This window comes from Streptomyces sp. NPDC052225 (assembly GCF_040679615.1).
GTDB lineage: Bacteria > Actinomycetota > Actinomycetes > Streptomycetales > Streptomycetaceae > Streptomyces.
Genome location: NZ_JBFAVD010000006.1, coordinates 292,655 through 317,127, shown reverse-complemented (window position 1 = coordinate 317,127; position 24,473 = coordinate 292,655). Strand labels below are relative to the sequence as shown.

21 protein-coding genes are annotated in these 24,473 nt (G+C 71.2%); 9 read left to right on the top strand and 12 right to left on the bottom strand.

Annotation, left to right across the window (positions count from 1 at the left end; all coding sequences use genetic code 11):
* Positions 1–46 precede the first annotated feature (46 nt).
* Positions 47–2,011: an HAD-IIIC family phosphatase gene (locus tag AB0L37_RS12560; protein ID WP_365503533.1), complete on the bottom strand. Its 1,965-nt coding sequence runs from the start codon at positions 2,009–2,011 to the stop codon at positions 47–49.
* A gap of 56 nt (positions 2,012–2,067) precedes the next feature.
* The gene (locus AB0L37_RS12555; RefSeq protein ID WP_365503531.1) at positions 2,068–2,757 is read right to left on the bottom strand and encodes a hemerythrin domain-containing protein; all 690 of its coding nucleotides are present in this window, start codon (positions 2,755–2,757) and stop codon (positions 2,068–2,070) included.
* A 379-nt stretch (positions 2,758–3,136) separates the two neighbouring features.
* On the opposite strand from AB0L37_RS12555, the gene AB0L37_RS12550 reads away from it, so the two are divergent.
* A complete protein-coding gene (locus AB0L37_RS12550) occupies positions 3,137–3,577 on the top strand; it encodes an SRPBCC domain-containing protein (protein ID WP_365503528.1) in 441 nt (146 codons plus the stop codon).
* 100 nt (positions 3,578–3,677) lie between these two features.
* Positions 3,678–4,925, top strand: a complete 1,248-nt coding sequence (locus AB0L37_RS12545) for an FAD-dependent monooxygenase (protein ID WP_365503525.1) — start codon at positions 3,678–3,680, stop codon at positions 4,923–4,925.
* 202 nt (positions 4,926–5,127) lie between these two features.
* On the opposite strand, the gene AB0L37_RS12540 is transcribed toward AB0L37_RS12545, so the two are convergent.
* The 4 genes from AB0L37_RS12540 to AB0L37_RS12525 all read right to left on the bottom strand — a co-directional run bounded on the left by AB0L37_RS12540 (position 5,128) and on the right by AB0L37_RS12525 (position 10,603).
* Positions 5,128–6,366: a cytochrome P450 gene (locus AB0L37_RS12540; RefSeq protein ID WP_365503523.1), complete on the bottom strand. Its 1,239-nt coding sequence runs from the start codon at positions 6,364–6,366 to the stop codon at positions 5,128–5,130.
* A gap of 174 nt (positions 6,367–6,540) precedes the next feature.
* Positions 6,541–6,960, bottom strand: coding sequence for a DUF4260 family protein (locus tag AB0L37_RS12535; protein ID WP_365503520.1), 420 nt, complete (start codon positions 6,958–6,960; stop codon positions 6,541–6,543).
* A gap of 419 nt (positions 6,961–7,379) precedes the next feature.
* The gene (locus AB0L37_RS12530) at positions 7,380–8,015 is read right to left on the bottom strand and encodes a TetR/AcrR family transcriptional regulator (protein WP_365503517.1); all 636 of its coding nucleotides are present in this window, start codon (positions 8,013–8,015) and stop codon (positions 7,380–7,382) included.
* Between the two features lie 380 nt (positions 8,016–8,395).
* Entirely contained in the window at positions 8,396–10,603 is a 2,208-nt protein-coding gene (locus AB0L37_RS12525; RefSeq protein WP_365503514.1) for an MMPL family transporter, read from the bottom strand.
* A 145-nt stretch (positions 10,604–10,748) separates the two neighbouring features.
* Between AB0L37_RS12525 and AB0L37_RS12520 the strand changes: the two genes are divergently transcribed.
* Both AB0L37_RS12520 and AB0L37_RS12515 read left to right on the top strand, forming a co-directional pair.
* Entirely contained in the window at positions 10,749–11,858 is a 1,110-nt protein-coding gene (locus AB0L37_RS12520) for an amidohydrolase family protein (RefSeq protein WP_365503511.1), read from the top strand.
* Positions 11,855–12,340, top strand: coding sequence for an iron-sulfur cluster assembly protein (locus AB0L37_RS12515; RefSeq protein ID WP_365503508.1), 486 nt, complete (start codon positions 11,855–11,857; stop codon positions 12,338–12,340). Before AB0L37_RS12520 ends, AB0L37_RS12515 begins: the two co-directional genes overlap by 4 nt.
* Before the next feature lie 643 nt (positions 12,341–12,983).
* On the opposite strand, the gene AB0L37_RS12510 is transcribed toward AB0L37_RS12515, so the two are convergent.
* The 3 genes from AB0L37_RS12510 to AB0L37_RS12500 form a co-directional block, all read right to left on the bottom strand.
* Positions 12,984–13,874: an ATP-grasp domain-containing protein gene (locus tag AB0L37_RS12510; protein ID WP_365503505.1), complete on the bottom strand. Its 891-nt coding sequence runs from the start codon at positions 13,872–13,874 to the stop codon at positions 12,984–12,986.
* Positions 13,875–14,378: 504 nt separating this feature from the next.
* Entirely contained in the window at positions 14,379–14,900 is a 522-nt protein-coding gene (locus AB0L37_RS12505) for a hypothetical protein (protein ID WP_365503503.1), read from the bottom strand.
* 990 nt (positions 14,901–15,890) lie between these two features.
* On the bottom strand, positions 15,891–17,123 hold the full coding sequence (locus AB0L37_RS12500; protein ID WP_365503500.1) for an MFS transporter: 1,233 nt from the start codon (positions 17,121–17,123) through the stop codon (positions 15,891–15,893).
* Between the two features lie 87 nt (positions 17,124–17,210).
* Here AB0L37_RS12500 and AB0L37_RS12495 point away from each other — a divergent pair, with 87 nt between their 5' ends.
* On the top strand, positions 17,211–17,669 hold the full coding sequence (locus AB0L37_RS12495; RefSeq protein ID WP_365503497.1) for a helix-turn-helix domain-containing protein: 459 nt from the start codon (positions 17,211–17,213) through the stop codon (positions 17,667–17,669).
* A 765-nt stretch (positions 17,670–18,434) separates the two neighbouring features.
* Here AB0L37_RS12495 and AB0L37_RS12490 read toward each other — a convergent pair.
* Together AB0L37_RS12490 and AB0L37_RS12485 are read right to left on the bottom strand one after the other, a co-directional pair.
* Positions 18,435–18,692 (bottom strand): hypothetical protein, encoded by a 258-nt coding sequence (locus AB0L37_RS12490; RefSeq protein WP_365503495.1) that lies wholly within the window; start codon positions 18,690–18,692, stop codon positions 18,435–18,437.
* Between the two features lie 325 nt (positions 18,693–19,017).
* Complete coding sequence (locus AB0L37_RS12485) at positions 19,018–19,977, bottom strand: LysR substrate-binding domain-containing protein (protein WP_365503492.1); 960 nt, start codon at positions 19,975–19,977, stop codon at positions 19,018–19,020.
* A gap of 100 nt (positions 19,978–20,077) precedes the next feature.
* Between AB0L37_RS12485 and AB0L37_RS12480 the strand changes: the two genes are divergently transcribed.
* Together AB0L37_RS12480 and AB0L37_RS12475 are read left to right on the top strand one after the other, a co-directional pair.
* Entirely contained in the window at positions 20,078–20,569 is a 492-nt protein-coding gene (locus tag AB0L37_RS12480) for a GNAT family N-acetyltransferase (protein WP_365503489.1), read from the top strand.
* A gap of 123 nt (positions 20,570–20,692) precedes the next feature.
* Positions 20,693–21,340 carry a hypothetical protein gene (locus AB0L37_RS12475; protein WP_365503486.1) on the top strand — a complete coding sequence of 216 codons (648 nt, stop codon included), beginning with the start codon at positions 20,693–20,695 and terminating at the stop codon, positions 21,338–21,340.
* Positions 21,341–21,895: 555 nt separating this feature from the next.
* Here the strand turns inward: AB0L37_RS12475 and AB0L37_RS12470 are convergent.
* Positions 21,896–22,510, bottom strand: coding sequence for a TetR family transcriptional regulator C-terminal domain-containing protein (locus tag AB0L37_RS12470; RefSeq protein ID WP_365503483.1), 615 nt, complete (start codon positions 22,508–22,510; stop codon positions 21,896–21,898).
* A gap of 82 nt (positions 22,511–22,592) precedes the next feature.
* On the opposite strand from AB0L37_RS12470, the gene AB0L37_RS12465 reads away from it, so the two are divergent.
* Both AB0L37_RS12465 and AB0L37_RS12460 read left to right on the top strand, forming a co-directional pair.
* On the top strand, positions 22,593–23,624 hold the full coding sequence (locus tag AB0L37_RS12465) for a hypothetical protein (RefSeq protein WP_365503480.1): 1,032 nt from the start codon (positions 22,593–22,595) through the stop codon (positions 23,622–23,624).
* A 147-nt stretch (positions 23,625–23,771) separates the two neighbouring features.
* The gene (locus tag AB0L37_RS12460) at positions 23,772–24,461 is read left to right on the top strand and encodes a TetR/AcrR family transcriptional regulator (RefSeq protein WP_365503477.1); all 690 of its coding nucleotides are present in this window, start codon (positions 23,772–23,774) and stop codon (positions 24,459–24,461) included.
* Positions 24,462–24,473 lie beyond the last annotated feature (12 nt).

The following is a 24,473-nucleotide window of genomic DNA, read 5'->3' as shown; positions in this document are numbered from 1 at the left end:
CGCGCCGGGAGGGCCGGCCCCTTCCGGAGCCGGGAGGTCTGCGGGGTCAGGCGGCAGGCGTGCCGGACGGTGTGCCGGGGGGTGTGCCGGGGGGTGTGAATGTCGCGTCGAGGGTGATGTGGCCGGGCCGGGGCGGCAGCCGGGTGAGGTCGTGGCGGAAGTCGAGGGCGCCGTCCTGGCCGGTGCGCACGGTGGCGAAGCCGAGCGAGGGGTACAGGTCGCGGACCTTGCCGTTCTTGGCGGTGGGCCGGTAGGCGGCGACGACGGCCGGTGCCGCGGTGTCGCGGGCGTGGGCCAGCAGCGCGCACAGGGCGGCCTGTTCGATGCCGCGGGCGAAGACGCGGCAGCTGAGCAGGACGTTGTCGATGCGCAGCGCGTCCTGGTCGCGCTCGGCGAAGACCGCTCCGACCAGGCCGTTGTCGCCGAAGCGGTCCGCGGAGCGCACGGCGAGGACCAGGTGGCGCGGTGTGTGCAGGCGGGCCCGCACCTCGTCGGGGCCCAGCCGCCGGGTGGTGAGGTTGAACTGGTTGGTGCGCAAGGTGAGCTGGGAGATGCGCGGCACGTCGCTCTCGGCCGCCGGCGCGAGGGTGACCCGTACGTCCAGGGCCTGGAGGTAGTCCTCCATCGACGCGGCGCCGTCCAGGAGTTCCAGGCGCCCGGCGTCGGCCCGGTACTGGCCGGCCCGGTCCCGGTCCGCCTCGGTCAGTTCGCGCACGTCGAACCAGCCGTCGGCGAGCAGTCGGTCGATGTGCAGGGCGGGCTCCTCGTCGAGGCGGACCACGGCGATCTCGGGCGCGGAGGCGGCGACCAGGCCGCACTCGAAGGGCGAGTCGTCGACGAACACGAAGCTGTCCGTGGCGAGGTTGAGGCGGGCGGCCATCTCCCGCAGATTGCCGTCCTTGGGCTGCCAGTTGGCGGTGATGCGCACGAAGTCGGCCGGGCGCAGCACCATGTCGGGGTGGCCGGCGAGGACCTGCTCCACGGGCTCCTGGTCGTTCTTGCTGCACACGCCGAGCAGGACGCCCTGGGCGCCCAGCTGGCGCACCACCTTCTGGAAGGCGCCGAAGGCCTCGCCCCGGTAGGTGCCGGCGACGGCGATGCCGTCGGGGCCGTCGTCGCCCAGGACGCCGTCCCACAGGGTGTGGTCCAGGTCGAGGACGAGCACCTTCTTGGTGCGGCCGCGCAGCGCCCGGGCCAGGTGCGCGATCTGCCGGGCGTAGCGGCCCAGCAGTTCCGCGCCGAGGTGTTCCTTGGTGTAGAGGGCGAGGCGGCTGTCGCGGGCCGGGCCCGACTCGGCGATCAGCGGGTCGAGGTCGACCACGTGCACCCGGGGGTGGTCCAGGGCCAGGCGCAGCAGCTGGGCGTTGAACTCCCGCCACAGCAGGGACAGTTCGGTGCGTGAGCGGTGGTCGACGAGCTGGCGCAGGTGTCCGGGCAGCAGCGGCAGGGTGTTGAGCACGAGGGTGCCCGAGGCGTCGCGGACGTAGTGCTGGGCGAGCCGCTCGATCAGGCCCAGTTTGGCGGTGAGCGCGTCGGCGACGTCCGCCACCCGCCAGGGGTGCGGGAGTTCGTCGAAGACGAGCTGGGCGTCGAGCACGACGAGGGAGAGGTCGGTGTCGGCGGCGTACAGCGCTCCGGCGGTGTCCTGCAGGTCGCGCCGCCAGCTGTCGTGCTCGCCGTGGGTGGCGCGCAGCGGGATGCCGTGGCGGGCCAGTTCGGCGGTGAGCGGGCCGGTGAGCGCGTCCAGGGTGCCGTGGCCCGAGACCGTGACGTTCAGCGGCCGGGCCCCGGGGTGCGCGGCATGGATGCGGGCGGGGTCGACCCGGGCGAGGAGCCGGCCGGCGCGGGCCAGGTCGGCCGCGGCGGCGGGCCCCTGGGCCAGGGCGGCCAGCAGGGGGCCCAGCGCGGGGAACTGCTCGGCGAGCCGCTCCTGGGCGTGCAGGGCGCGGATGCGCTCCAGCGCCTCGGCGCGGTCGAAGGGAGCGGGCCTGGTCGTCACGGGTGCGCTCACGGACTGTTCCTCGCTTCGCTGCTGGCGTGTGTGGCGGGGGGCGGCGGCCGCGGCGCTCAGGCCGCGGCCGCCGGGTCCTTGGCGGGGGCGCCGCTGAGGCGCTGCCAGGTGCGGCGGCGCAGCCGGGGGCCGGCCGCCCGGTACAGCAGGCGGACGGGGGCGGGCAGCCGCCGCAGGAACTCCTGCCTGCGGTCGGGGCCGGCGGCCTCGCCCAGCGCGGCGAGCATGTACAGGCGGTGTGCCCGGGGCACGGCGGCCCGGCCGCGCTCGCTCAGCTGCGCCCACTGCGCCGCGGTGAAGCGGCCGGGCACCAGCGGCAGGATGTGCTGTTCCTCGTCGCCGAGGTGCTCCTCAAGGGCGGGCAGCAGGGCGGTGCAGGCGTCCGCCAGTTCGTCCCTGAGGTCCGGCTCGGCCCGGGCGCCCCACGGCGGCAGGGCGCGTTCGAGACGGTCCAGGGCGGCGGCGATCCGCTCGTGCTGTTCCTCCATCCGGGCCACCAGGCCCGCCTCGACGGCCGGGTCGTGGGCCAGGCGCGGCCAGACCAGTTCGTCCTCGGCGAGGTGATGCTCCGTCAGCATCTGGCCGAGGGCCGCCAGATGGGCGGCGACGGCGGCGGCCCGCGCCGTGTCACCGGGGGCGACGGCGCGGATCAGCGCCACCGCGGCCGCGTACTCCTGGAGGAAGAGGCGGTGCACGACCACCATCTCCCCGGTGTCCGGCGCACCTGGTCCGTGGCTGGCCGACATCCTTCTCACCCTGGCCTTCGTGGTCGGTAGGTTGCCGCCGGATCCTGTCCGGCCGGCCTTAAGCGGTTCTTGCGCCCACAATTCCGCTACGAGCGTTTCGTTATTCAGGGTACGGGCGCCCCCCGCATTTACGCAACGGCCGTTTCGAAATGACGGGGGTCCGGGCCCGCCGCCGGCCCCGGGCGCGCACGGGCGCAAGCGGCGCTCTAGCCGGGCCCCGCAGGCTGGCCGGCGCCCGGCCCCTCCCGGCGCCCGCCGCCGGAGCGCGGCCCCCCGCAGGGCTGCGGCGGGCGGGCGGATCCGGGGCGCTGCCGGCCGCCGTGGCTCACCGATCCCCCAGCGAACGGTTCTTGACGGGGCCGTGGAAGGAGCGCTCCCCATGCGCCGTATCTCCTCCGAGGTCCACATCGACGCCGGCGCCGAGGCGGTGTGGTCCGTTCTGGCCGACTTCTCGAGGTTTCGCGAGTGGAACCCCTTTCTCGTGCAGGCCGCGGGCCGGGCACGCGTGGGGCAGCGCCTGAGCCTGCGGCTGAGGCTGCCGGACGGCGGCCGCGAGATGACGTTCCGGCCGACCGTGCTCGCCAGTGAGCCGGGACGCCTGCTGCGCTGGCGCGGCCGCCTGGGCGCTCCGGGGTTCTTCGACGGCCTGCACAGCTTCGAGCTGACGCCCCGCGGCGCGGGCACGCACGTCCTGCAGACGGAGACGTTCACCGGCGTGCTCGTGCCCCTGACCGGCCCGCTGCTGCGGCAGAGCGAAGTGGGCTTCGCCCGGCTCACCGATGCGCTCAAGACGCGGGTCGAGGCGCGGGCCGCCGTCTGACGCGCCGGGCCGGTGCGGGGAAGGTCCGCAAGAACCCCTTTAGTCCGCGCCGGGACGATCGGCCCCCTGAGCTCCTCCTTCCCGAAAGGCAGCAGTGACGATGACTGATGAGCTGACCGCGCAGGTGTGCGTCGTGGGAGGAGGGCCCGCGGGTCTCACGCTCGCCGTGGAACTCGCCAAACGTGCGGTCTCCGTCGTGGTCCTGGAGCAGAGCGGCCACTTCGACCGGTCGTTCCGCGGCGAGTCCGTCTCCCCCGACTCGGTCTGGCTCCTGGACCGCCTCGGGCTCCTGGACCGGCTCGAGGGCGGCTACCAGCAGATGCACCGCATGGAGATCATGGACGCGGGCCGCAGGGTGCTGCGCGCCGACTTCACCCGCTTCCCCTACCCGCACCCCTGCCCGGTGGAACTGCCCCAGCCCGCGCTCCTGTCGGCCCTCGCCGGCATGGGCGAGGAGCACGCGGAGCACTTCACCCTGGTGCGCAGGGCCACGGCGACCGGCCTGCTGGAGGAGGACGGGACCGTGTGCGGGGTGCGGGCCCGCACCCCGCACGGCGAGGTGCGCGTGCGGGCCGCCCTGACCGTGGCGGCCGACGGCCGGTTCAGCAAGGTACGGGAGATGTCCCGCCTGCCCTACACCCGCGTCCCGCTGGAGCGCGACGTCGTCTGGCTGAAGCTGCCCTTCCCCGCCCAGTGGGACGCGCGCACGTACCGCATCCGCATCCAGGGCGACCAGCACGGGCTGTTCATCCCCACCCACCCCGACAGCGTGCGGGTCGGCTTCAACATCCCCAAGGGCGGCCTCAAGGACCTGCGCGCCCAGGGCCTGCCCGCCCTGTACGAGCGCCTGGACCGGCTGGCCCCCGAACTGTCCGGCGCCGTGCGCTCGGAGATACGCAGCTGGTCCGACACCTCCATGCTGGACATCTTCACCACGCTCGTGCCGCGCTGGCACCGCCCCGGGCTCGTCCTGACCGGCGACGCGGCACACACCCTGACCCCCATCCTGGGCCAGGGCGTCAACCACGCCATCATCGACGCCGTGACGCTGGCACCGCTGGTGCAGTCGGCCTTCCGGGCCGGCGGCACACCCGCGCAGCTGACCCGCGCGGCCGAGCGGTTCCAGCACGCGCGCGAGACCTCCGTGGGCAAGTCCCGCGCTCTCCAGCTGCGCCAGGAACGGCTGTTCGCGCTGCACGGCGCGGGCGCGCTGCTGCGGCGCGCCCTGTACCGGGTGGTGGACCACAGCCAGCCGCTCAAGCAGCGGGTGCTCGCCGGCGCCTACTTCCAGCTGCAAAAGCCGGGCCCGCACCAGGCGGCCGCCCCGCGCCCGGCCAGCCGGGTATAACCCCGCCCGGACCCGCACAGCACGGCACGGCACAGCACAGCACGCACGGTGTCCCGCCGCCCCCTCGGGCGGCGGGACACCGTGCTGTGCTCTGCGGGTGTCCGGGCGGGGGCGCGGCGAAAGGACACGGCGGCGCGGCCGCCGCCCCTTGAGGGGGCGGCGGCCGCGCCGCCGGGCCGGGCCGGGCGGCCCGGGCCCGGTGTCACCAGGTCACGGGCAGCCGGGTCAGGCCGTGCACCATCATGCCGGTCGTCATGCGCAGCGACTCGACCTCCTCGGCGAGCTTGAGCCCGGGGAAGCGGCGCAGCAGGCTGGCGATCACGATCTGCAGCTCGGCCCGGGCCAGCGGGGCGCCCAGGCAGTGGTGCGGCCCGTAGCCGAAGGCCAGGTGCTGTCCGGCCGTGGGCCGGGCCGGGTCGAAGTCGGCCGGGCTGCCCTCCGTGAAGCGCCCGGCGTCCTGGTTGGCCGAGCAGATCGCGGCGAGCACCGCGCTGCCCTTCGGGATCAGGGTGCCGCCCACCTCCACGTCGTCCAGCGTGACGCGCAGCGGGCCGCCGTCGCCGATCGGGTTGATCCGCAGCAGCTCCTCCACCGCGTGTTCGATCATCTCGGGGCGCTCGCGCAGCGCGGCGAGGTGCTCGGGGTGGCGCAGCAGGGTCAGCACACACGTACCGATCATGGAGACGGTCGTCTCGTGGCCGGCGACGAGCAGCGTGATGCACATGGTGATCAGCTCGTGCTCGGTGAGCTTGCCGTCCTCGTCGTGCGCGGCGACCAGCGCGCTGATGAGGTCGTCGCCGGGCTCCGCACGCTTGCGGTCGATCAGCTCCTTGAGATAGCCGATCATCGACGCGCGCTGGGCCGCGGACTCCTCCGCGGTGTGCGAGGTCAGCGACACAAAGGCGTCCGACCAGGCGCGGAACCGGCCGCGGTCCTCGAAGGGCACCCCGAGCAGCTCGCAGATCACCATGACCGGCAGCGGGAAGGCCAGCTCGGTGTTGAGGTCGGCCGGCGGGTCCAGCCGCTCCATCGAGTCGAGCAGACCGTCGGTCAGCTCCTGGATGCGCGGACGCAGCTGCTGCACCCGGCGGTTGGTGAACTCCCGCAGCACCAGCTTGCGCAGCTCGGTGTGCTCGGGCGGATCCATGGTGAACAGGCCGCCGGCCAGCGGCGGCGTCTTGGACAGCTGCGGCGCTCCCGGCGCCACGGTGGCCGCCCGGCTGAACACGCCGTCGGCCAGGACGGTGCGCACGTCGTCGTAGCGGGTGACCACGTATCCCGTGTCGCCGCTGGGCAGCCGCACGTGCGCCACGGGGCACTGCTCGCGCAGTTCACCGTAGACGCGGGGGATCTCGACCGCCGACGGCCGGGGGAAGGGATAGCTGAGCGCGGGAGTGCCGGCCGCGTCGGCCTCCCCGGCCGGCCGCTGAGGGGTGTCCATGAAGAAAGCCTCCAAAGATGAGCCTGGGTCGAGGTGTGCGGGAACGCGGCCACGGTGCCGGGCCGGTACCGGTCGCGGTGCCGGGCCGGTGCCGGTGTCAGTGCCGGTGCCGGGCCGGTGCCGGTGTCGGTGCCGGTGCTGGTGCTGGTGTCGCGCAGGCCGCCCGGCCGGCGCTCAGCGCTGCCAGCCGTCGGCGGTGCGCAGTCCGTGGCCCAGGGCCCGGTCCGCGGCGATGTGCAGCAGCCAGCCGAGAGCGAGGGTGAACAGCCCCACGTTGGCGCTCGGTCCGTCGCCCGGCAGGAAGGGGACGACGACGAGCCCCGCCAGGGGCAGGACCGGCCGGTGGACGAAGTTGTAGGCGGCTACCCTGCCGCGGGGGAGCTGCCCGGCCTCGTGCGGCCCCGCCGGCCCGATGACCAGCGTCAGGTCAGGGGCGAGGAAACCCACGATGCCCAGCACGATCGCCGCGCCGCCGTGGTTGACCATTTCCAGCACGGTCCAGGCCAGCAGAAACACGGCGAACAGGGCCCAGGCCCCGCGGACCGGGCCCGAGGCGGAACGGCGGGTGGCAGGCGGACGCGTCGGGGATGTCATGCGTGCACTCCTTGCAAGGCGACGGTAGCCGGGATCCAGCGTGGGACCCGGCGCTAAACGGCGGGTAAAGCGACACCCGGCGGGCGGGACGGAGCCGGCCAGGGACGGGGCCGGTGGCCGGGTGGACGGCGTTTCGGATTCGTTCACCAGGGGGCGGGCCGGCCGGCCAGGGCGGGTGGGCGGGGTGCCGGATGCGTTCCGTTTGACCGCGGCCCGGTGCCGCGGCCCGGTGGGCGCGGTGCTCTCTTCGGGACCCGGACCGGGCCGGGGCGGGTCCCCGCCGCGCAGCCGGCCGCTCCCCCAGGCTCCGGACACGGGCGGCGGCCGAGAGGGCCCCGCCGCGGGGGGCGCGGCGGACGCGGAGCCGGCCGGGGCGCGGGCCACGGCACCAGAGGCGGAGGCGGAGGCGGCGGACATGGTCAGGTCCTCTCCAGGCGGGGGGCGGGGGCGGCCCCGGCCAGCACCTGGCCGACGAGTCCCTCGACATAGCCGGCGCCGATCGGCGCCCCGGTGATCAGGAGCCGGTAGTAGAGGGCTCCGGCCAGCTGGTCGAAGAGCACGCCCGGCGAGACGGCACGGTCCAGCGCGCCGCGTGCGCGGGCACGCTCCAGCAGCCGCAGCGGCAGGGCGTTGCGCCGGGCGAACAGCGCGCGCACGGCCTCGCCCACGTCCGGGTGGCGGGCCGCGGCCGCCACCAGCTCGGCGACGACCCCGGCCGACCGGCCGGCCTCCGGCGCGCCGTCCCGCCCGACCCGGCGCATCCGCTCCAGGCCGGCCGCGACGGCGCTCAGGTAGACGGTCAGGTCGTGCCGGATGTCGCCGGTGTCGGCGACATCCACCTCGTCCTGGACCCGGGCCACCAGCGCGACGAGCAGGTGGTCCTTGGTGGGCCAGCGCCGGTAGAGCGTCGTCTTGGCCACCCCGGCCCGGGCGGCCACCTCGTCGATGGCGAACCGGTCGTAGCCCCGCTCCGTCAGCAGGCCACGGGCAGCCCCCAGGATCCGTGCCCCGGCATCCTCGCTGCGGGGACGGCCTCTGCGCGCAGGGCTGGTCACGGGCTGCTCCTCGGGGCCGGGGCGGACCGCCGCACCACACATTCCGATACGGCAGTTTCGTTATTCAGCGTAGGACCGGCACCCCATTTACGCAACAGGCGTAGCGTAAATAAGATGGCCCGGCACCCCCGCCGGTCCCGGGCCCCGCGCACCCCGCCGGCCCGGGCCCGCAGGGTGTGCGGGACCGGGCCGGCGGACGGACGGGACCGGGCCCGCGGGGGTGTGCGGAACCGGACCGGCGTACGGGACCGGCCAGGCCGGGCCGGGCCGGGTCAGGCCGGGGGTCGGGCCGGGTCGGCCCAGCCAGGCCGGGTCGGGTCGGGCCGGGCCGGGCCGGGCCGGGCCGGGCCGGGCCGGGGTCAGGCCGGGCCGGGCCGGGGTCAGGCCGCCCCGACGGGGGGCCGCTGGTCGAGCGGCTCCGCCGGACGCTCCCCGGGGGCCGGGGCCACCGGGGCGGGCTCCGCCTCCAGCCGGTCGAGCCCCAGGCGCGCATACAGGCGGCGCAACGGGCCGGGGGCCCACCAGTTGGCGCCGCCGAGCAGCGCCATCAACGAGGGCACCAGCAGGGCCCGCACCAGCGTCGCGTCGACCAGCACGGCGAACGCGGTGCCCAGCCCCAGCTCCTGCAGCAGCACCAGGCGGGACAGCGCGAGCGCGCCCAGCGCCAGGCAGAACAGGGCCGCCGCCGAGGTGACCACGGGACCGGTGCGCGCCAGCCCCTCGGCCACGGCCGAGCGGTCGTCGAGACCGGCCTGCCTGGCCTCCTTGATCCGGCCGAGCAGGAAGACGTTGTAGTCGGTGGACAGGCCGAAGGCGAGGGCGAGGATGAGCACCGGACTGGTCGCCTCGATGCCGTTCTGCGCCGCGAAGCCCAGCTGGCCGTGCTGGAAGACCCAGACCAGGAAGCCGAGCGTGGCCGCCGTGGAGAGAGTGTTCATCACCAGCGCCTTCAGCGGCAGCAGCACGGAACCGGTGAAGACGAACAGCAGGAGCAGCGTGACCAGGCCCAGGATCCCCGCGGCCAGCGGTGCATGCTCGCCGATGCTGGCCTTCTGCGCCAGGAAGTCGGCGGTCGTCCCGGTGAAGCGGGCGGGCACCGGCGCCGGCAGGTCCTGCACCCGCTGGGCGGCCGCCTTGGCCCCGGTGCCCAGCGGGGCACCGCCCAGCACCGCATCGAGCTGCCAGTGCCGGCCGTCCAGACGGACCGGCGCGGCCACCGCCTCGACCCCCTCCACGGCCGCGACCCGGCGGGCGTAGGCGGTGATCCGGCCGTCCGCCGCCGCAGTGTCGAGCACGATCTGCAGCGGCGCGGCCGGCGGCCTGGCGAAGTCGCTCTCCAGCGCCCGCGCCACCTGCCCGGCGCTGGTGGAGGCGGGCAGCATGGACGGGTCGGCGCCGGTGAACCTGATACCCGTCACCGGAGCGGCGACAAGCAGCAGAACGCCGATCGCCCCGGCCGCGACCAGCACCGGCCGGCGCATCACCCCGCGGGCGATGCGGTGCCAGCGCCGCCCCGCCTGCGCCCGGGCCGCGCCGTCGCGCTGCCAGCGGCGCGGCGCCAGCGCGTTGATCCGCGGGCCCAGAACAGCCAGCAGGGCCGGCAGCCCCAGCAGCGCGAACAGCGCCGCCGCGACCACCGTGATCACACCGGCCAGGCCCATCGAGCGCAGGTAAGGATGCGGGAACACGGTGATCGAGGCCAGCGCGGCCGCCACCGTCAGCGCACTGAAGAACACGGTGCGCCCCGCGCTCGCCACCGTGCGGCGCACCGCCTCGCCCCCGGGCCCGTGCACCGCGAGTTCCTCCCGGTAGCGCGAGACCATCAGCAGCCCGAAGTCGACGGCGAGACCCAGCCCCAGGGCGAAGGCCAGATTGAGCGAGCCCGAGGACACATCCATGAACCAGGTGGCCACCCGCAGCCCCGCGAACGTGATCAGCAGCGTGACCACCGCACCGGCCAGCGGCACGAGCGCCGCGACCACCCCCCGGAACACCAGGAACAACAGGATCAGGATGAACGGCAGCGCGAACGACTCCGCCCTGGCCAGGTCCTGGGTCGACACCTCGTCGACCTGGACATGCCCCGGCGTCGCACCGCCCAGCCAGGCATGACCGCGCAGCGCCGGATCCTCCTCGATCGCCTCCTGCAGCTCCTTCTCCGCGGCGACCGTGGCCCGCTGCGTCATCGGCCCGACCAGGCCGAGCACGACCGTGCTGCGCGCGTCGGCGGAGACCAGGTCCGCATTGCCCGCCGACGCGTAGTCCACCACGCTCTTGATCTCGGGCCGGGCCTTGAGCAGCTCCACCGCGGCCGCCACGGACGCCGGCGGCGCAGCACCCGGATCGATCGCCCCACCGGGACGCACCAGCACGGCATACCCCTGCTGGGCATCGACACCGGTGGCCTGCTCGATGATGCGGCGGGCCGCCACGTTCGCGCCGCCCGGATCGTCGTAATCGGACAGCCCGTTGGTCAGTTTGCTCTCCACCGTGCCGCCGAACACGGCGGCCAGGAGCGCGGCGAGCCCGGCCAGTAACAGGCCGACGCGCCGCCGTGCGTGCAGTGCGGAGCCCAGGGCAGAAAACATCGAAGGTCACCTTCCGTCGGTCACCCGCACTATCGAGGCAGCCGCTTTAGTCCCGCTGAAGGCCGCCCCCGCACACTCCCCCCTGCAGCCTTCCCCGGCCGGCCGCACCGGCCGCCGACGCCGACCGCCGCCCCGGGAGACCCCGTTGATCGACAACATGTTCGTGATTGACGCCACCGTGCACCCCTACAACGTGGCCGACGACAACCTCCGCAAGGACGGCGAGTTCCCCAACCTCCACGCCTTCGCCCTGCGCGAGATGCTCTGGGGCATGCACGAGCGCTTCGCCACGAAGGGCTCCGCCATCCCCCGCGAAGCCTTCTGCACCGACTGGTCCCCCGAACTGCTCGCCCGGACCCTGTTCACCGAGTCCGACGTCGACATGGCCGTCAACCACCGGCTGCGCATCGACGCCGTGTTCGAGGACGGCCTGTGCAACGCCGACAAAAACCGGGAACTCGCCCAGCGCTGGCCACACCGCATCGTGCCCTACGCCGGCATCAACCCCGCCATGGGCATCGACGCCTGCCTGCGCGACCTGCGCGACCAAGTCACCCAGGTCCCCGGCACCATCGGCATCAAGATGTACCCCAACGCCGGCTCCCCCGACCTGAGCTGGCGCCTGGACGACCCCGAGTTCACCCCCCTGTTCGAACTCGCCAAAGAACTCGGCATCAAAATCATCGCCCTGCACAAAATCGTCCCCAACGGCCTCGTCCCCCTGAGCCCCTTCGGCATCGACGACCTCGAAACCGTCGCCATCCGCCACCTCGACCTCTCCTTCGAGATCGTCCACGCCGGCCTGCCGCCCTTCGTGGAAGAAGTCGCCATGGCCCTGATGCGGCTGCCCAACGTCTACGCCAACCTCGAGATCACCTCAGCGATCCTCGCCCACGGCATGGGCTACGTCGAAGAAGCCCTCGCCCAGATGATCTCCCTCGGCGGCACCGAAAAAATCATCTACGCCTCCGGCGCCCTCCACTTCCACCCCCAGCCCGTCCTGGAAAAAATAGCCCGCCTCACCTTCCCCGACCACATCCTCGAACGCTACGGCCTCGAACAGATCACCCACGACCAACGAGCCGCCATCCTCGCCGGCAACTACGCCCGCATCGCCGGCATCGACCTCACCCAGGCCGCCACCCACCACACCCACGACGAATTCACCCAAGCCCGCGCCCCCCACAACACCAACCACCCCATGTGGTCCAACTGGCGCGCCATGCACCCCGAACACTGGAGGACCACCCCATGACCACCACCACCCCCGACACCCCCGCAACCACCACCGCGGCCATCGCTGACACCGCAGCCACCACCACCGCCGCCGCTGCCCCCGAAACCACCCCTGCCGCCGACACCACCACCATCACCGACACCACCACCGCCACCGAACAAATCCGCAACGCCCTCACCCACGCCTACGACCCCTGCAGCCAATCCTGGCAACGCCCCCTCAGCCTCATCGACCTCGGCCTCATCCGCCACATCACCGTCACCCCCCACGGACACGCAACCATCCGCATCAGCCTCACCGCACCCTTCTGCATGGCCGTCCCCACCATCATGCAAACCATCGAACACAAAACCCGCACCATCCACGGCATCACCCACGTCACCACCGAAATCGACGGCACCACCCCCTGGCACCCCGACCTCATGACCCCCCACGGCCGCCAACTCCTCACCCACGCCCGCACCCAAAACCACCCCACCACCACCCACCCACAACCCTGAAACACACACCCACAGCACCCACACCCACACCCGGGAAGCCTCACCACCCGCAGCACCGCTGCGCACACCCCCAACTCCCCAGCTCACAACCGGCCGCTCCCGAAGAACGGCCGCCAGGAAAACCTGACGACACGCGCCGACCGCACGCGACACCGGCAGCCGCAGGCCGGGGCGCAAAGCACCCCGGCCCCACGCACGTAACCTCGAACACGCTCCGGACCCCAGGACCAGGGACAAGCCTCACATCCTCCCTGACCCCCAAAGCGCCCCCGGAACCATCGACTTCGCCACCCGCGCCGCCCCCAACGCCGCGTTCACGATCCCCGGCTCCTTCGCGGCCGAAGACGGTGTCCGGCTCAAGACCGCGTCACCGGCGCACGACTACGAGCCCGCAGCGAAACCCGCGCAACGCGGCGCAGACCACGACCAAGCTCCGGCACCACCCGCTCGCCCCACGGTGCAGGCGAGGTGCCATATACGGCACTGACCGACAAGCCCCGGCGAGGCACATACACCTGAGGACTGCGGCAGGCACCCCGCACCCCACGGCGAACGATCCGCCCAACTGCAAGGCAACGGCGGCACAGAAGCGATTCCCCCACAAGCCTGAGCGGCGTTACGTGCCCCTGGAGGAGCCCCATCGTCAACTCGACAGCGCGTTCAACAGAGGCTCCACAAGACACCCCTGATTCACGGCCGCAGGCAGATCGCTGACCTGCCCGTCGCCGACCTCCACCACCCGCCAGACCCCATCGGAGCGCAAGGCCAGGTCGGTGGTGACGAACCGGCAGGCGAGGGCGCGAACCAGCGGCGCCACGCGTGCCAGTTCCTGACCCGGCAAGGACGCCTCCGCCACATCTGTGCCCTCCTGGACGTCCGGGTGCACGGTCACCAGGGACGGCTCGCCGTCGATCCACCACACCCGGACCTCGTCGCCGGTGAAGTCCTCGAAAGCGCGCAGGACGATTCCGCCCGCGAGGAAGTCCTCCTGCAACTCCATGAAGCGCCGGACCACAGCCGCCAACCGCTCCGTGTCGGCGCCGTCCGGCACGTAACACGCGTCGTCCCACTCGTGCTTACGGGACTTGACGTAGTCCTTGACGACGACCGGACCAGGGCCGAGCGACGCGGCCAGCCCTGCCAGCCGCGCCGCCGGAAGCATGCTCTTCGGTTCCGCCGGCAGCCAGACGCTACGGGGAGTCATGGTCGCGAATGTCTCGTACCAGCCGGGCAGTTCATGAGCTCTGCGATACCGCCGCCCATCGGTCACCAGAACACTGCCGCGCTCGGCCAGCACATCCGCCAGTCGGGCGTAGCTGGCACTCGGCAGCATCCAGCCCCGGTACCACAGCCGCCCAAGACCCCCCGGCACACCCGCCACCGCCCCTGCGGTATCCCCCCGCAACAAAGCATCGTGATCAAGGAGCGCAACGCCACTCCCCAGGGCCCCGGCGGCCTCCACCGCAGCTGCAAAGTGCGGTTCCGGACGACGCATCCGCAGCGGGTCACAACACGTCAACAGAGCAGCCGTCATGCACGCAGCCTCACTTCCTGACCGCGCCAGCACGCATCATTCACCGCTGCGCTCAACCACCATCGCAACGGACCACCACTCCACCACGACTCCCCCGTCCTCCCCACCCCACCACGCAGGCACCCGTTGACCTCCAAGGCCGCCAGACGCACACGTGCCCCCGGATGAGCCGGACAAAGGGCCGGCTGGTTGCAGCTTCAGGACCACTGACCGGTGCCTCCGCTGTAGACCCAGTGTCAACGGAGACTGCTGCGCCCGGCACCCCCGCGTACCCAGGGCCGGGGGCGCAGTGCTGTTTGCGGAGGAGCAGAAAGGTGCCAACTAACCCCGTAGGCGTCGCAGGGCCCCCGTGGCGGACAACATTCGTGCTCTCCGAGCAGCGCGGGGCCTGTGGTCGAGGTAGAGGCTCATTTGCACAGCCACGTACCCGCGAACGTGCACAGCGCGCCGTGCGCCCAGGGTGGGCGGCATCGGCCGGGGCAGGAGGGGCTGACACCGGCCCCTTCAAGCTCCTACTGCGCGACGCCGACGGTGGTAGTCGATGGTGACGGCGCCGAGGAGTGGCCCCCAGGCGACGAGGGGCAGGTAGAGGAATCCTGCGACCGTGTGGCCGAGCGGGGTCATGTTCGGGTGAGGAAAGGCCCACCAGAGGGCGAACTGGGAAAGGACCAAGGTCAACACCCCGGCGCCGAGGCCTGCCGCCACAGTGACCGTGCGCGGATTCGGCCTGCGCCCGCCGACGAGGGGGACCCACCGTGGCAGCACCTGGCCCCACGGCCGGACCAGCCCGAGCGTGAGCAGTGCCAATATCTCTCCGGCCGTGCTAAGTCCGATCACGTATGCCGAACCCCAGCCGGTGAAGCCCATCGCCTCGTACCCGGCCTGGGTATACCCGGCGGTGAAGCCTGCTGTCAGCAGGAAGCGCCAGATGCCGGACGGCAGGGTGACCAGCGCGGCGGCGTGGGCGGCACTGACGGCCCAGCGGGGCGGGGATGGCAAGGCGGGATCAAGTGGGGTGGCGGTCATGTGCACCATCGTCTCGGCGTGTTCTCGCCTCGGCGTCGCCCCTGAGGACCGGCTAGCAGCCGACCTTGGGAGGAGACCCGAACCAGCGTCTCCCCCACGCGACGGACGGCTGTCACCGCCGTCGTTCAGCGGCATGTCGATGAGGACCGGTCCCCACCGTCGCCCCGGCAAACACTCCTCTGTGTACGTTCGGCTGTACCAACGTACGCAGGGTCGCTTGTACGCCGACACCTGTCGGTCCGTGAGCTCGCGGAGCGTGTCACGGCACATGGGTGGGTGCTGGGGCAGTGCGCGATCAATCAGATCGAGTACGAGAACCGGCGTGTGGACATTGATGACTTGGTCGCGCTCGTTGCCGCCCTTGGTGCGGCCCTGCCGAGCTCCTCGCGCCGGCTTCCTCCCCTTCAGCCGGCGACGAACCGGGCCGGGAGATCTCGCGCTACCGGCTCGGGAGCCTCGCGTGCCCCCATGACCTCCTTCTGCGGCTTCCCGCACGAGGGGCACAGGGGTTGGCTTCGTTCATGAGAATGGGCTCTGGACCACTTTCTGTGGAGCCGGTCGACATTGGGGTGTCCTGGCAGTAGTGGACCAGATGTGGTGCAGGTCAAGGTGCCTCCGCCTGCATGGTCCAGCGGCGGTCGATGGTCCTTGTCAGACTGAGCACCGGGCACTCCAGGATGTACTGGGGAGCCGGGTGCATGTCGCCTGCCCAGGGTTCGGGCATCCTGGGTCCACTCGGCTTCGAGTGCCCCCAAGCATCTGAGTGACTCACGGCGGACTGGTACGCGCTCGCGGTGTGAGCCGCGGCGCACCCTGAAGCGACGGAAGAGGTCCGGGAGGAATTCCCGCAGCAGTTTTTGGGCGTCCTCGAGGATCTTCAGCTCGTCATGGCCGAAGCGGAATACCTCGTAATCCCTGAGCTTGAGCGCATCCTCTACGCGAGGTGGTACCGGGCGCCAGAGTTCCGCCTCCAAGGAACTCCGGGCGTGTTCACCCGATCTGTTCGACTTCCGTCCTCGCTCCCTTCCCCCGCGCCCCCGCCGCCCGGGGGCGGGCCCCCGTTCCTCCAGAGGGCCGGCGCACGTCGATCGCCCAGACCAGCAGTGCGCAGGCGGCAAACGCGGCCCCAAGGAGACTGGAGCCGACCCAGCCGTGAGAGGTGAAGACGGAGGTGGTGGCAGCAGCACCAAGGGCGGAGCCGAGCGAGTAGAAGACCATGTACCCGCCGATGACGCTGCTGGTCTGTTCCGGGTGCGCCGTGGTCAGCACGTGCTGGTTGCTCACATGCACGACCTGGACCGCGAAGTCCAGAACCACAACGCCGACGATGAGCAGCCACAGAGACCAGTGGAGCTGAGCGGTTGCGGCCCACGAGACGATGAGCAGGGCGAGCGCGAAGCCGGTGATCGGAGCTGCTCGCCCCGCGTCTGCCCACCGGCCCGCGCGGGCCGCCCCCAGTGCTCCGGCGAGCCCGGCTGCACCGAACAGCCCGATCTGGCTCTCGCTGAGGTGCCACGGCGCATCCGCCAGGGACAGTGACAACCCGCTCCAGAGCGTTCCGAATGATGCGAACAGGAAGAATGCGATGAGCCCTCGCGACAGGAAGAGTCGCTGTCCAAACAGGCAGCCGAGCGCGACGATGGCCCGCCGGTACCCCGCCGGCTGGTGTGCGCGCTCCTGTGGCTCCAACGCGAGCAGCACCAGGGCCGCAAGTCCGAGGGCGAGCACCGCGAGCACGGCGTAGATGCTCCGCCAGCCCCAGGCCTGGGCCAGGGCCCCGGCAACAATCCGTGCGCCCAGGATGCCGACCACCACCCCAGACGTGACTACGCCGATATTCCGCCCGCGCTCGGCGGGCGGGGAGACCGATGCGGCGTAGGCCACCGTAGTCTGCACGACGACGGCGAACATGCCGGCCAACGCGAGCCCGGCGAACGCCATCCAGGCGGCCGACGCCGCAGCCGTCAGGCCGAGGCCTGCTGCTGTGATTACCAGGTGCAGGGTGATGAGGCGACGCCTGTTGGCGACGACGTCACCGAGCGGCACCAGCAGCACCAGTCCGGCCAGGTAGCCGAGCTGGCCGGTCGAGACGATCCATCCGGCATGTTCCGCGGAAATCCCGAGGCTGTGCCCCATCGGCGCCAGTACCGGCTGCGCCGCATAGACACTCGCCACCGCGACACCGCACACGGTCGCAAGCAGTAACCGTCGCCAGACGTCCATTGCGCTCCAATCAAAAAAGGTAGCAGATTGCAACCGTTTTGACGCTACGGCATGATGGTCTCGATCTGCAACTCATTGGGAGGTGTCATGCAACGCCCAGCCGCTGGTGCCCCAAAGTCCGCTTGGACCGATCCCGACTGCCCTGTCGCCCGCACGCTCGACCTCGTCGGCGACCGGTGGAGTCTGTTGGTCATCCGCGATGCGATGGACGGTGCGCGCTCTTTCACCGAGTTCCGACGACGCACCGGCATCGCCCGAAACATCCTCACCGACCGCCTTCGCAAGCTCACCGACCATGGGCTCCTGGTCCAGCGCACCGCGCCGTCGGGCCGTCGCATGGAGTATGCGCTCACCGGCCCCGGACGCGATCTCTTCCCGGTCCTCGTCACCCTGCGCCAGTGGGGAGAACGTCACGCCTTCAACCCCGGCGAACCCCACTCCACTCTGGTCGACCAGTACGGCACACCTGTGCCCGACATCGCACCGACCGGGGCCGACGGCACTCTCCTTGATGTCGACACCACCCACGTGCAGAAGGTCCAGTAGCACGGACCCCTCGGCCCGGGCGATGACGCGGCCAACTTGGGCTCCTCGTGGGGCTATTTGGCCGTTCCGACGTGGAGCGCAGGCAACCGCGATGCCGGTAGACGCACTTCTCGGCGGCCTCGCCCAGGGTGCGCCAGAGGTGCCACAGGTCGGCGACTTGGAGGGCCTGCGGGGCGCCGCGGGGCGCCGTCGGCGAAGAAGGGGGCGCGGTCACGACAGACGATCCCAACGCGGGGCGTTCGGCGAGCCAGGCCGCCAGGCTGGACGCCTCCCGGTCGGGCAACAGGTCGACAGGGCGGCGGGTTTCGATGTCGATGAGGCCCGGGCTTCCGCAGGTGAACCGCCGGGGCCCCAACTGAAGGACAACCCGTCGGCCTCCGCCAGGAACATCAGCGGGAAACCGCAGGTAGGAACCATGAACCCGGTTCGACCAGGTGCCACAGACCGGGCGCACGGCGCCGTCGGCCGTGCAGTGCGCATCGATGCCCACTGTCGCGATGTTCGCGTCTACCGACAGCACCACGACGTCCGCGATCGACGGGAACAACAACTCCTTCAGCCGGAGCAGGGCCTCTTCCACGACCCTGAACCTTCAGCCCGGCTGGGTTGCCCAGGGATCATTTTCAGGCGACTTCACCCGCAACTCGAAGAGGCCCAGCAGCCACTAAAAGTGGTCCCTTCTCAGAAGTTGAGCCAGAACCCGAGAACGGGCAGCAGTTCGGTGGCGACCGGCAAGACGCGCTCTGCGGCTCGCCAGGATCGACCTCACTCAGTCCAGTTGTGGAAGCGCGCCCGCTTGGGACCGCACGCGCCGTCGGCGAGGGCCTTGTCGTAAGCCCGCTGCATGGCGGCTTCCACCTCGGCCTTCGCCGCATTCATGGGGACGTAGGCCCCGGAGTAGACGACGCACGACGAGTCGTGGACCGGCCACAGCGCCCACGACCCGAACGCGACGACGACGGACGTCACTGTGAGGACGGCTGCGACTCGGCGGCGCGGCGTAGAGAGAAGGCGGGATATCACCAGCGGATGGTACGGAACGGCGCACGGGCAGCGAACGACCGGGGCTTGTGCCAGCAAACGATGGCGCCTTCGGCGACCACACACGGTGCTCCCCCAGACTGAATCCCCGAGGAATACACGACGCGACTCCGGTGATACCCAACTCCGGGTGGGGGGCCAGGAGAAGGTCTGCACTGCCCGCCCACGGGCTCAAGGCGCCGCCGACAGCGTGGCACCAGTCCCGCTGGGAGGGTCTGTTGGCGGACGGTATGGGCCAGCTATTCGTTACGGGCAGTGTGGAGCCCATCTTTCAACGTGCCTGCGTTAGCTTGCGTTCCATGGATGGTCAGAGCGTGCCGGCAGTGCCGTGCACGAGGCCTTTTCCGGTGCGTGTTCTCGTCGTCGGACCGTCGTCGTGGCCTGTCACGGACTCGGATGCTGCGATGAAGGCCTGTACGAGGGGGCGGTTGTCTCCTCGGCGGGTGGCCATGAAGATCCGGCTCACGGTGGCAGGCCCGTCGAGTTCGAGGCGCTGGGCGCCTGGGGGGAGCAGCGCCGTCACGCTGTAGGGGGCGATGGTGACGCCCAGGCCTGCGGCGACGAACATGATGATGGTGTGCCAGTTCGAGCACTCCTGCGCGACCTGGACGTCGATGCCGGCATCCCGTAGTGGCTGCGTGTTGAGGTCGAAGGCGTGGGCCCCTGCTGTGCGCGGGAAAAGAATCAGCGGGTCAGCAGCCAACGCGGCTGCTTCGACACGGTCACCCTGTGCGGCGGGGTGCTCGGAGGGAAGGACGGCGACGAGCCGTTCAGTCGTCAGCGGGGAAAGGTCGATGCCGTCCTGCTCCTCGGCGTCCCGCACGATTCCGACGTCGGCTGTGCCCCGCCGCAGGGCCGTCAGCACGTCGACGGTGAAGCCGTCGTGCAGCTTGATCTGGACGTCCGGGCGGCGGCGGGAGAATGCGCGGATCCGTTCGCTGACGATCGCGGTGGCGGAGGTGATGTAGGCGATGTCCAGGCGACCGGACTCGCCGCGCCCGATACGGCCGGCCTCGTCGAGGTCGGCCGCAAGACGGCCCAGAAGGCCGCGCGCCCGTGGCTGGAACGCCGCTCCTGCCTCTGTGAGGCGCACGCTTCTCGAGGTCCGCCGGAACAGCTCGACACCGACCATCTTCTCGAGCTGCCTGATCTGCTGCGACAGGGCCGGCTGGGCGATGTTCAGCCGCTGGGCGGCACGGCCGAAGTGGAGTTCCTCGGCTACCGCCAGGAAGTACCGCAGATGGCGGAGCTCGATGCGCTGATCCATAGTTCAAACTTATCAATAGAGCCTAATGCAGGTATTGGACATATGGGTGAGGCGGCCGGAAGCTGCATGGGAGAAGTTGCACCGGAAGGACACCTGCTTCATGCCGTACACCTCTGCCCCGACCGTGGTCTCCTCGATCGCCTCATCAAGTGATGCCGAGGCGTTCCGAGCGCTGAACGAGGAGTGGATCGCGCGCCTGTTCACCTTGCAGGAACAGGACCGGGCGGTCCTCGACGATCCGTTCGGCCGCATCGTGGGCCCGGGCGGCGATGTGCTCCTGGCACGCGAGCCGGGCCGCGGCACCGTCGTCGGATGCGTCGCCCTCATCTCCTACCCGCAAGCCGTGTTCGAGCTGGCGAAGATGGCCGTGGCCCCCGCCGCGCAGCGACGCGGCATCGGCCGCCAACTCATCGCCGCAGCGATCGACCGCGCCCGAGCGCTCGGCGGGGCTCGCCTGTTTCTCGGCACGAACAGCAAGCTGGCCGCCGCCATCCACCTCTATGAGGAAGCCGGGTTCGCCAGGATCACCCGCGACCGCCTCCCGGTGAGCGACTACTACGCCCGCGCGGACACCCTCATGGAGCTGACGTGACGCCCCGGTCGCGAGGCATTGAGCCGGGAAGAGGGCGGGGCAGGGGTGGCGGGGCGGACGCGTGGACACACAAGGACACGAGGAGAGACAGCAGTGGCGAGGGTGCGTGGCACAGTTCCGGCCATGATCGTGGGCATCGCGCTTCTGACGTCGGCGTGCGGCAGCGGAGGTGACGGCCGGACGCAGGCCCCTTCCCCGTCCACCATGACGACGGCTTCCTCCGCCAGCCCCTCGGCCGCGGCACACCCGGCCGCGACGAACATGTACGACTTGGCGGCATACTGCGACAAGCGCGGCCCCGCCACGCTGCTGACGGGTCAGCCGGCGTACAAGGGCAAAGGCCCCCACCCCGTACTGCTCACCACCAAAGCCCCGGACTCCGTGGGCGCCACCCGGGCCCCGTTCCCGTCGCCGGGCGGGACACAGAGCGAACCGCCCCACGACACGTACCACCCCGACCCGGCGAAGGCGCAGCTCGTCGCCTGCGTCACCAACCAGCACAAGGGCAGGCTCGTCACCACCTGCCGGTACTCGCACAACATCGACAACTACGTCCGCTACTACCGCCAGGGCCAGTACGCGGTCACGGTGTACGAGGCCAGGACCGGCCGCAGACTCAGCACCACGACAGTGCTGGGCGACGACACCTACACCTGCCCGGCCCAGATGTACTTCTTCGGCGCAGAACCCCTGAAGCAGACGGTATGGCTCGACCCCGACCTCCCAGCCTTCCGCAAAGCGCTCGCGCCATGGGTGAACGCAAAGTCGTAGGGGTCCGGAACCGCCCTGCTCGCCCGCACACCCGCGGCATCCGGCAGGGCATGTCCCGGCACATCACCCCCGGGCACCTCGGACCCCTCTCACCTCAGCCGACGCCGCAGTGCCTCACGCGCGGAGCCTCACCGTGGTGCTCAACCTCCTCATCGTCGGCAGGGACAGATTCTCTTCCTCCAGCCGCAGGCGGCTGCCGCCTGGTACACGGAGTACCGGCCAGAGAGGCGGGCGATCCGGCATACCTGACCATCAAGGGCCTGCGTGATCTTGCCTCCGGGCTGATCGGCTTCGCGCTTCTCCCCCTTGCAGCCGGCGAGGCCGAGGTCGTCGACGGCATCCTCGACCAGGCATCGCATTCGGCCTGAACGGCACGCCCGCCCGGGCAGCTGCCAGGTCGGCCACTCCGATCTCGAGCGGGCTCGGCTACTCGCAGACGACCGGGTTCGTCGTCAAACGCCTCGCTTGGACGACAAGAGACAGAACTGCCGTCCCTCCTGGCAGTACCCGTTCCACCCGGCAGACGGGTACCGCTACGCCCACGACGCTGCGAACTCAAGCGCCAAAGGGCCGCGTCGGCCCGTCAGCGGTCCGTTGGGTTTGCAGCTCGGCCAGGTGATCAGCGATGACGGCGCGCAGCGCGTCGGGGGTGGCGATGTCCGGGCGCATGGCGGCGTGGACAGCGAGCCCGTCCAAGAGGGCGTGCAGCCGGGCGGCCTCCTGGTCCGGGTCGCGGCCGGGACCGATGAGGCCGGCCACGAGATCGCGGCAGCCCGCACGGAGCATGTCGTACCCCTCGTCGCGCAGGGTCCGCAGCTCGGCGTCCGTCATGGCGCGGGCGGTGAAGGCCAGCCACACCTCGTTCTCCGCTCGCCGCTGGTCGTCCAGTGGCAGCAGTTCCGTGAGTACACGCGTGGCACGCAGCCGCGGATCACCGTCCGCTGGCACGAGAGCGATCCGCTCCTCGATCCCCTCGATGACCATCCGCAGCGCGAAGGTCATCAGCTCGGACTGGCTCGCGAAGTAGTGCCTCAGTGAGCCCATCGAGAGTCCTGCCTCCTGGGCCACGTTGCGGACCGAGGCGTGCTCCAAGCCGTCGCGCCGGACCACCCGCCATACCGCTTCGGCCAGTTCTCTGCGACGGATCCGGGGATCGACCACTTTGGGCATGGGTCTTTTATAGCACAGTCGTGCTACATTCAATCCTGAGGCTTCATGGCACGGTCGTGCTAAATAAATCGCGGAGGCTCCCATGCGGCTCACCCGCCTCACCACCCCTGGATCCGACTCGGCCCCTCACAAGCCCTTGCTGCGCTCACGCGCCCTGTGGGCAGCCGCCCTCGGCTGGCTGGCGGTCAACGCTCTCGTCGTCACCGTCGCGGGAGACCGATTGCCCTTCGCCTGGGCATCCAGCACCGGGCAGCACACCAAGGACCACCTCCTGCAAGCCAACGTCGGTCTCGGCGAGGTGCTGCTGCTGATCACTCTCGTCGGTCTGCTCACCCGCCGGCGGCCCCGGCCCGACCTCGCCGCCCGAGCACCCGAGCGTGCGCAGGCGCTGCGCGAGTCACTCCTGCTGCTCGCCTACGGCGCGACCGGACTCGCCCTCGGCTACGTCCTCGCCCGTTCTCTCGGCTTGCACCCCTTCGGCTTCCACCTCGCCGGCACGCTCTACGGCACCCATGAACACGTCACTCCGGCAGAGGCCGTCACCTGGGCGCTTTACAACCTCATGGTGTACGCCGTCGCGCCTCTGCTGTATTTTCGCCGTCGCTACACCACCGAACAGCTCTGCCTGCGCTCAGCCGACCGCCGGGCGGACACCGTCTTGGTCGCCGTCGTGCTTGCCGTCGAGTCGATCGTGCAGTTCCTGGCTCTCGAACCCGAGACCTTCGAGCTGGGCGGCCGCCGACTGCTCGTGGGCCTGCCGCTCACTTTCACGCTCTACCTCGCCGGCGCGGTGCTCCCCGCCATGGTCTTCATCTACGCGATCCTGCTCCCCCGCGTGCTCAAACTCACCGGCTCGACCGTCGCCACCGTGGTCGCGGGCGGCCTGGCCTACGCCGCCTTCCATCTGTGGGACGCCTGGACGCAGTTCGGATCCCTCAAAGACTCGCTGCTCTCGGGGGCCTTCCTGCTTCTCACCTATTTCGCCCCAGGCATGATGAAGGCGGTGCTCACTCTGCGCACGGGCAACGCCTGGGTCCACGTCTGGGCTTACCACGCCCTGGCCCCGCACACCCTCGCGGACACCCCTCATGTGGTGCACATCTTCCGCATCTAAAAGCCACAAACGGTGCCCCATCCGAAGATTCCCCTCCCCGCGCGGCCGGCTCCCGGATCGGCCGACGACGGGCGAAGGCACCGACCTGCGGGCCGGCCAGGGCCCCGAGGGCCCCGCACGGGTGCGGCCTGCCGATATCCTGGGCCGATGGCGGACAGAAACGGTGACGCCCCGGCCGTCGACGGGCGTTCCACCCGCTGGGGGGAGCACAAAGCGCAGCGGCAGGGCGAGTTGGTGGATGCGGCGGTCGCGCTCATCGAGGAGGAGGGCGCGCGGTTCAGGGTGCAGCGGCTCGCGGAGCGGGTGGGGCTGCCGCGGTCGGTGCTCTACCGGCACTTCAAGGACCGCGCCACGCTGGACGAGCTGATCCGTCGACGGGTGGTGGAGTCGTTCATGCGGCGGATGGAGCCGACGCTCAGCTTCGAGGGGACGATCGAGGAGTCCGTGCGCCGTGTGGTGGGCGCGCATCTGGACTGGGTGGTCCAACACCCGCAGTTGTACGCGTACATGGGTGTCGGCGAGCACTCGATGGGTGACGGGTCGCTGGTGGCGGACGTCAAGACGGCCATCGCGCTGAGACTGAGTGATCGGTTCGGGGACGTGCTCAAGGCACTCGGGCTGCCCGAGGCGCCGATCCGGTCGGTGGCGATCGGGATCGTGGGGTTCGTGGACACCTCGGTCAACCAGTGGGTACGTGATCCGCAGCGGGAGCAGGCCGAGGAGGAGTTGCGCGCGATGCTGTGCCGTTCCGTGTGGGCGGTGCTCGACGCGACGCTGCGCGACCTGGGTGTGGAGTTGTCGCCGCAGCAGCGGGTGTCGGATCTGGAAGGGGTCTGACCGAGGGGCCGG

What these genes read in the sequence shown, in the direction of transcription:
- AB0L37_RS12555 (WP_365503531.1), bottom strand. Translation starts at nt 2,757, where the DNA reads ATGTCGGCCAGCCACGGACCAGGTGCGCCGGACACCGGGGAGATGGTG.
- AB0L37_RS12550 (WP_365503528.1), top strand. Translation starts at nt 3,137, where the DNA reads ATGCGCCGTATCTCCTCCGAGGTCCACATCGACGCCGGCGCCGAGGCG.
- AB0L37_RS12545 (WP_365503525.1), top strand. Translation starts at nt 3,678, where the DNA reads ATGACTGATGAGCTGACCGCGCAGGTGTGCGTCGTGGGAGGAGGGCCC.
- AB0L37_RS12540 (WP_365503523.1), bottom strand. Translation starts at nt 6,366, where the DNA reads ATGGACACCCCTCAGCGGCCGGCCGGGGAGGCCGACGCGGCCGGCACT.
- AB0L37_RS12535 (WP_365503520.1), bottom strand. Translation starts at nt 6,960, where the DNA reads ATGACATCCCCGACGCGTCCGCCTGCCACCCGCCGTTCCGCCTCGGGC.
- AB0L37_RS12525 (WP_365503514.1), bottom strand. Translation starts at nt 10,603, where the DNA reads ATGTTTTCTGCCCTGGGCTCCGCACTGCACGCACGGCGGCGCGTCGGC.
- AB0L37_RS12515 (WP_365503508.1), top strand. Translation starts at nt 11,855, where the DNA reads ATGACCACCACCACCCCCGACACCCCCGCAACCACCACCGCGGCCATC.
- AB0L37_RS12510 (WP_365503505.1), bottom strand. Translation starts at nt 13,874, where the DNA reads ATGACGGCTGCTCTGTTGACGTGTTGTGACCCGCTGCGGATGCGTCGT.
- AB0L37_RS12505 (WP_365503503.1), bottom strand. Translation starts at nt 14,900, where the DNA reads ATGACCGCCACCCCACTTGATCCCGCCTTGCCATCCCCGCCCCGCTGG.
- AB0L37_RS12500 (WP_365503500.1), bottom strand. Translation starts at nt 17,123, where the DNA reads ATGGACGTCTGGCGACGGTTACTGCTTGCGACCGTGTGCGGTGTCGCG.
- AB0L37_RS12495 (WP_365503497.1), top strand. Translation starts at nt 17,211, where the DNA reads ATGCAACGCCCAGCCGCTGGTGCCCCAAAGTCCGCTTGGACCGATCCC.
- AB0L37_RS12485 (WP_365503492.1), bottom strand. Translation starts at nt 19,977, where the DNA reads ATGGATCAGCGCATCGAGCTCCGCCATCTGCGGTACTTCCTGGCGGTA.
- AB0L37_RS12480 (WP_365503489.1), top strand. Translation starts at nt 20,078, where the DNA reads ATGCCGTACACCTCTGCCCCGACCGTGGTCTCCTCGATCGCCTCATCA.
- AB0L37_RS12475 (WP_365503486.1), top strand. Translation starts at nt 20,693, where the DNA reads ATGATCGTGGGCATCGCGCTTCTGACGTCGGCGTGCGGCAGCGGAGGT.
- AB0L37_RS12470 (WP_365503483.1), bottom strand. Translation starts at nt 22,510, where the DNA reads ATGCCCAAAGTGGTCGATCCCCGGATCCGTCGCAGAGAACTGGCCGAA.
- AB0L37_RS12465 (WP_365503480.1), top strand. Translation starts at nt 22,593, where the DNA reads ATGCGGCTCACCCGCCTCACCACCCCTGGATCCGACTCGGCCCCTCAC.
- AB0L37_RS12460 (WP_365503477.1), top strand. Translation starts at nt 23,772, where the DNA reads ATGGCGGACAGAAACGGTGACGCCCCGGCCGTCGACGGGCGTTCCACC.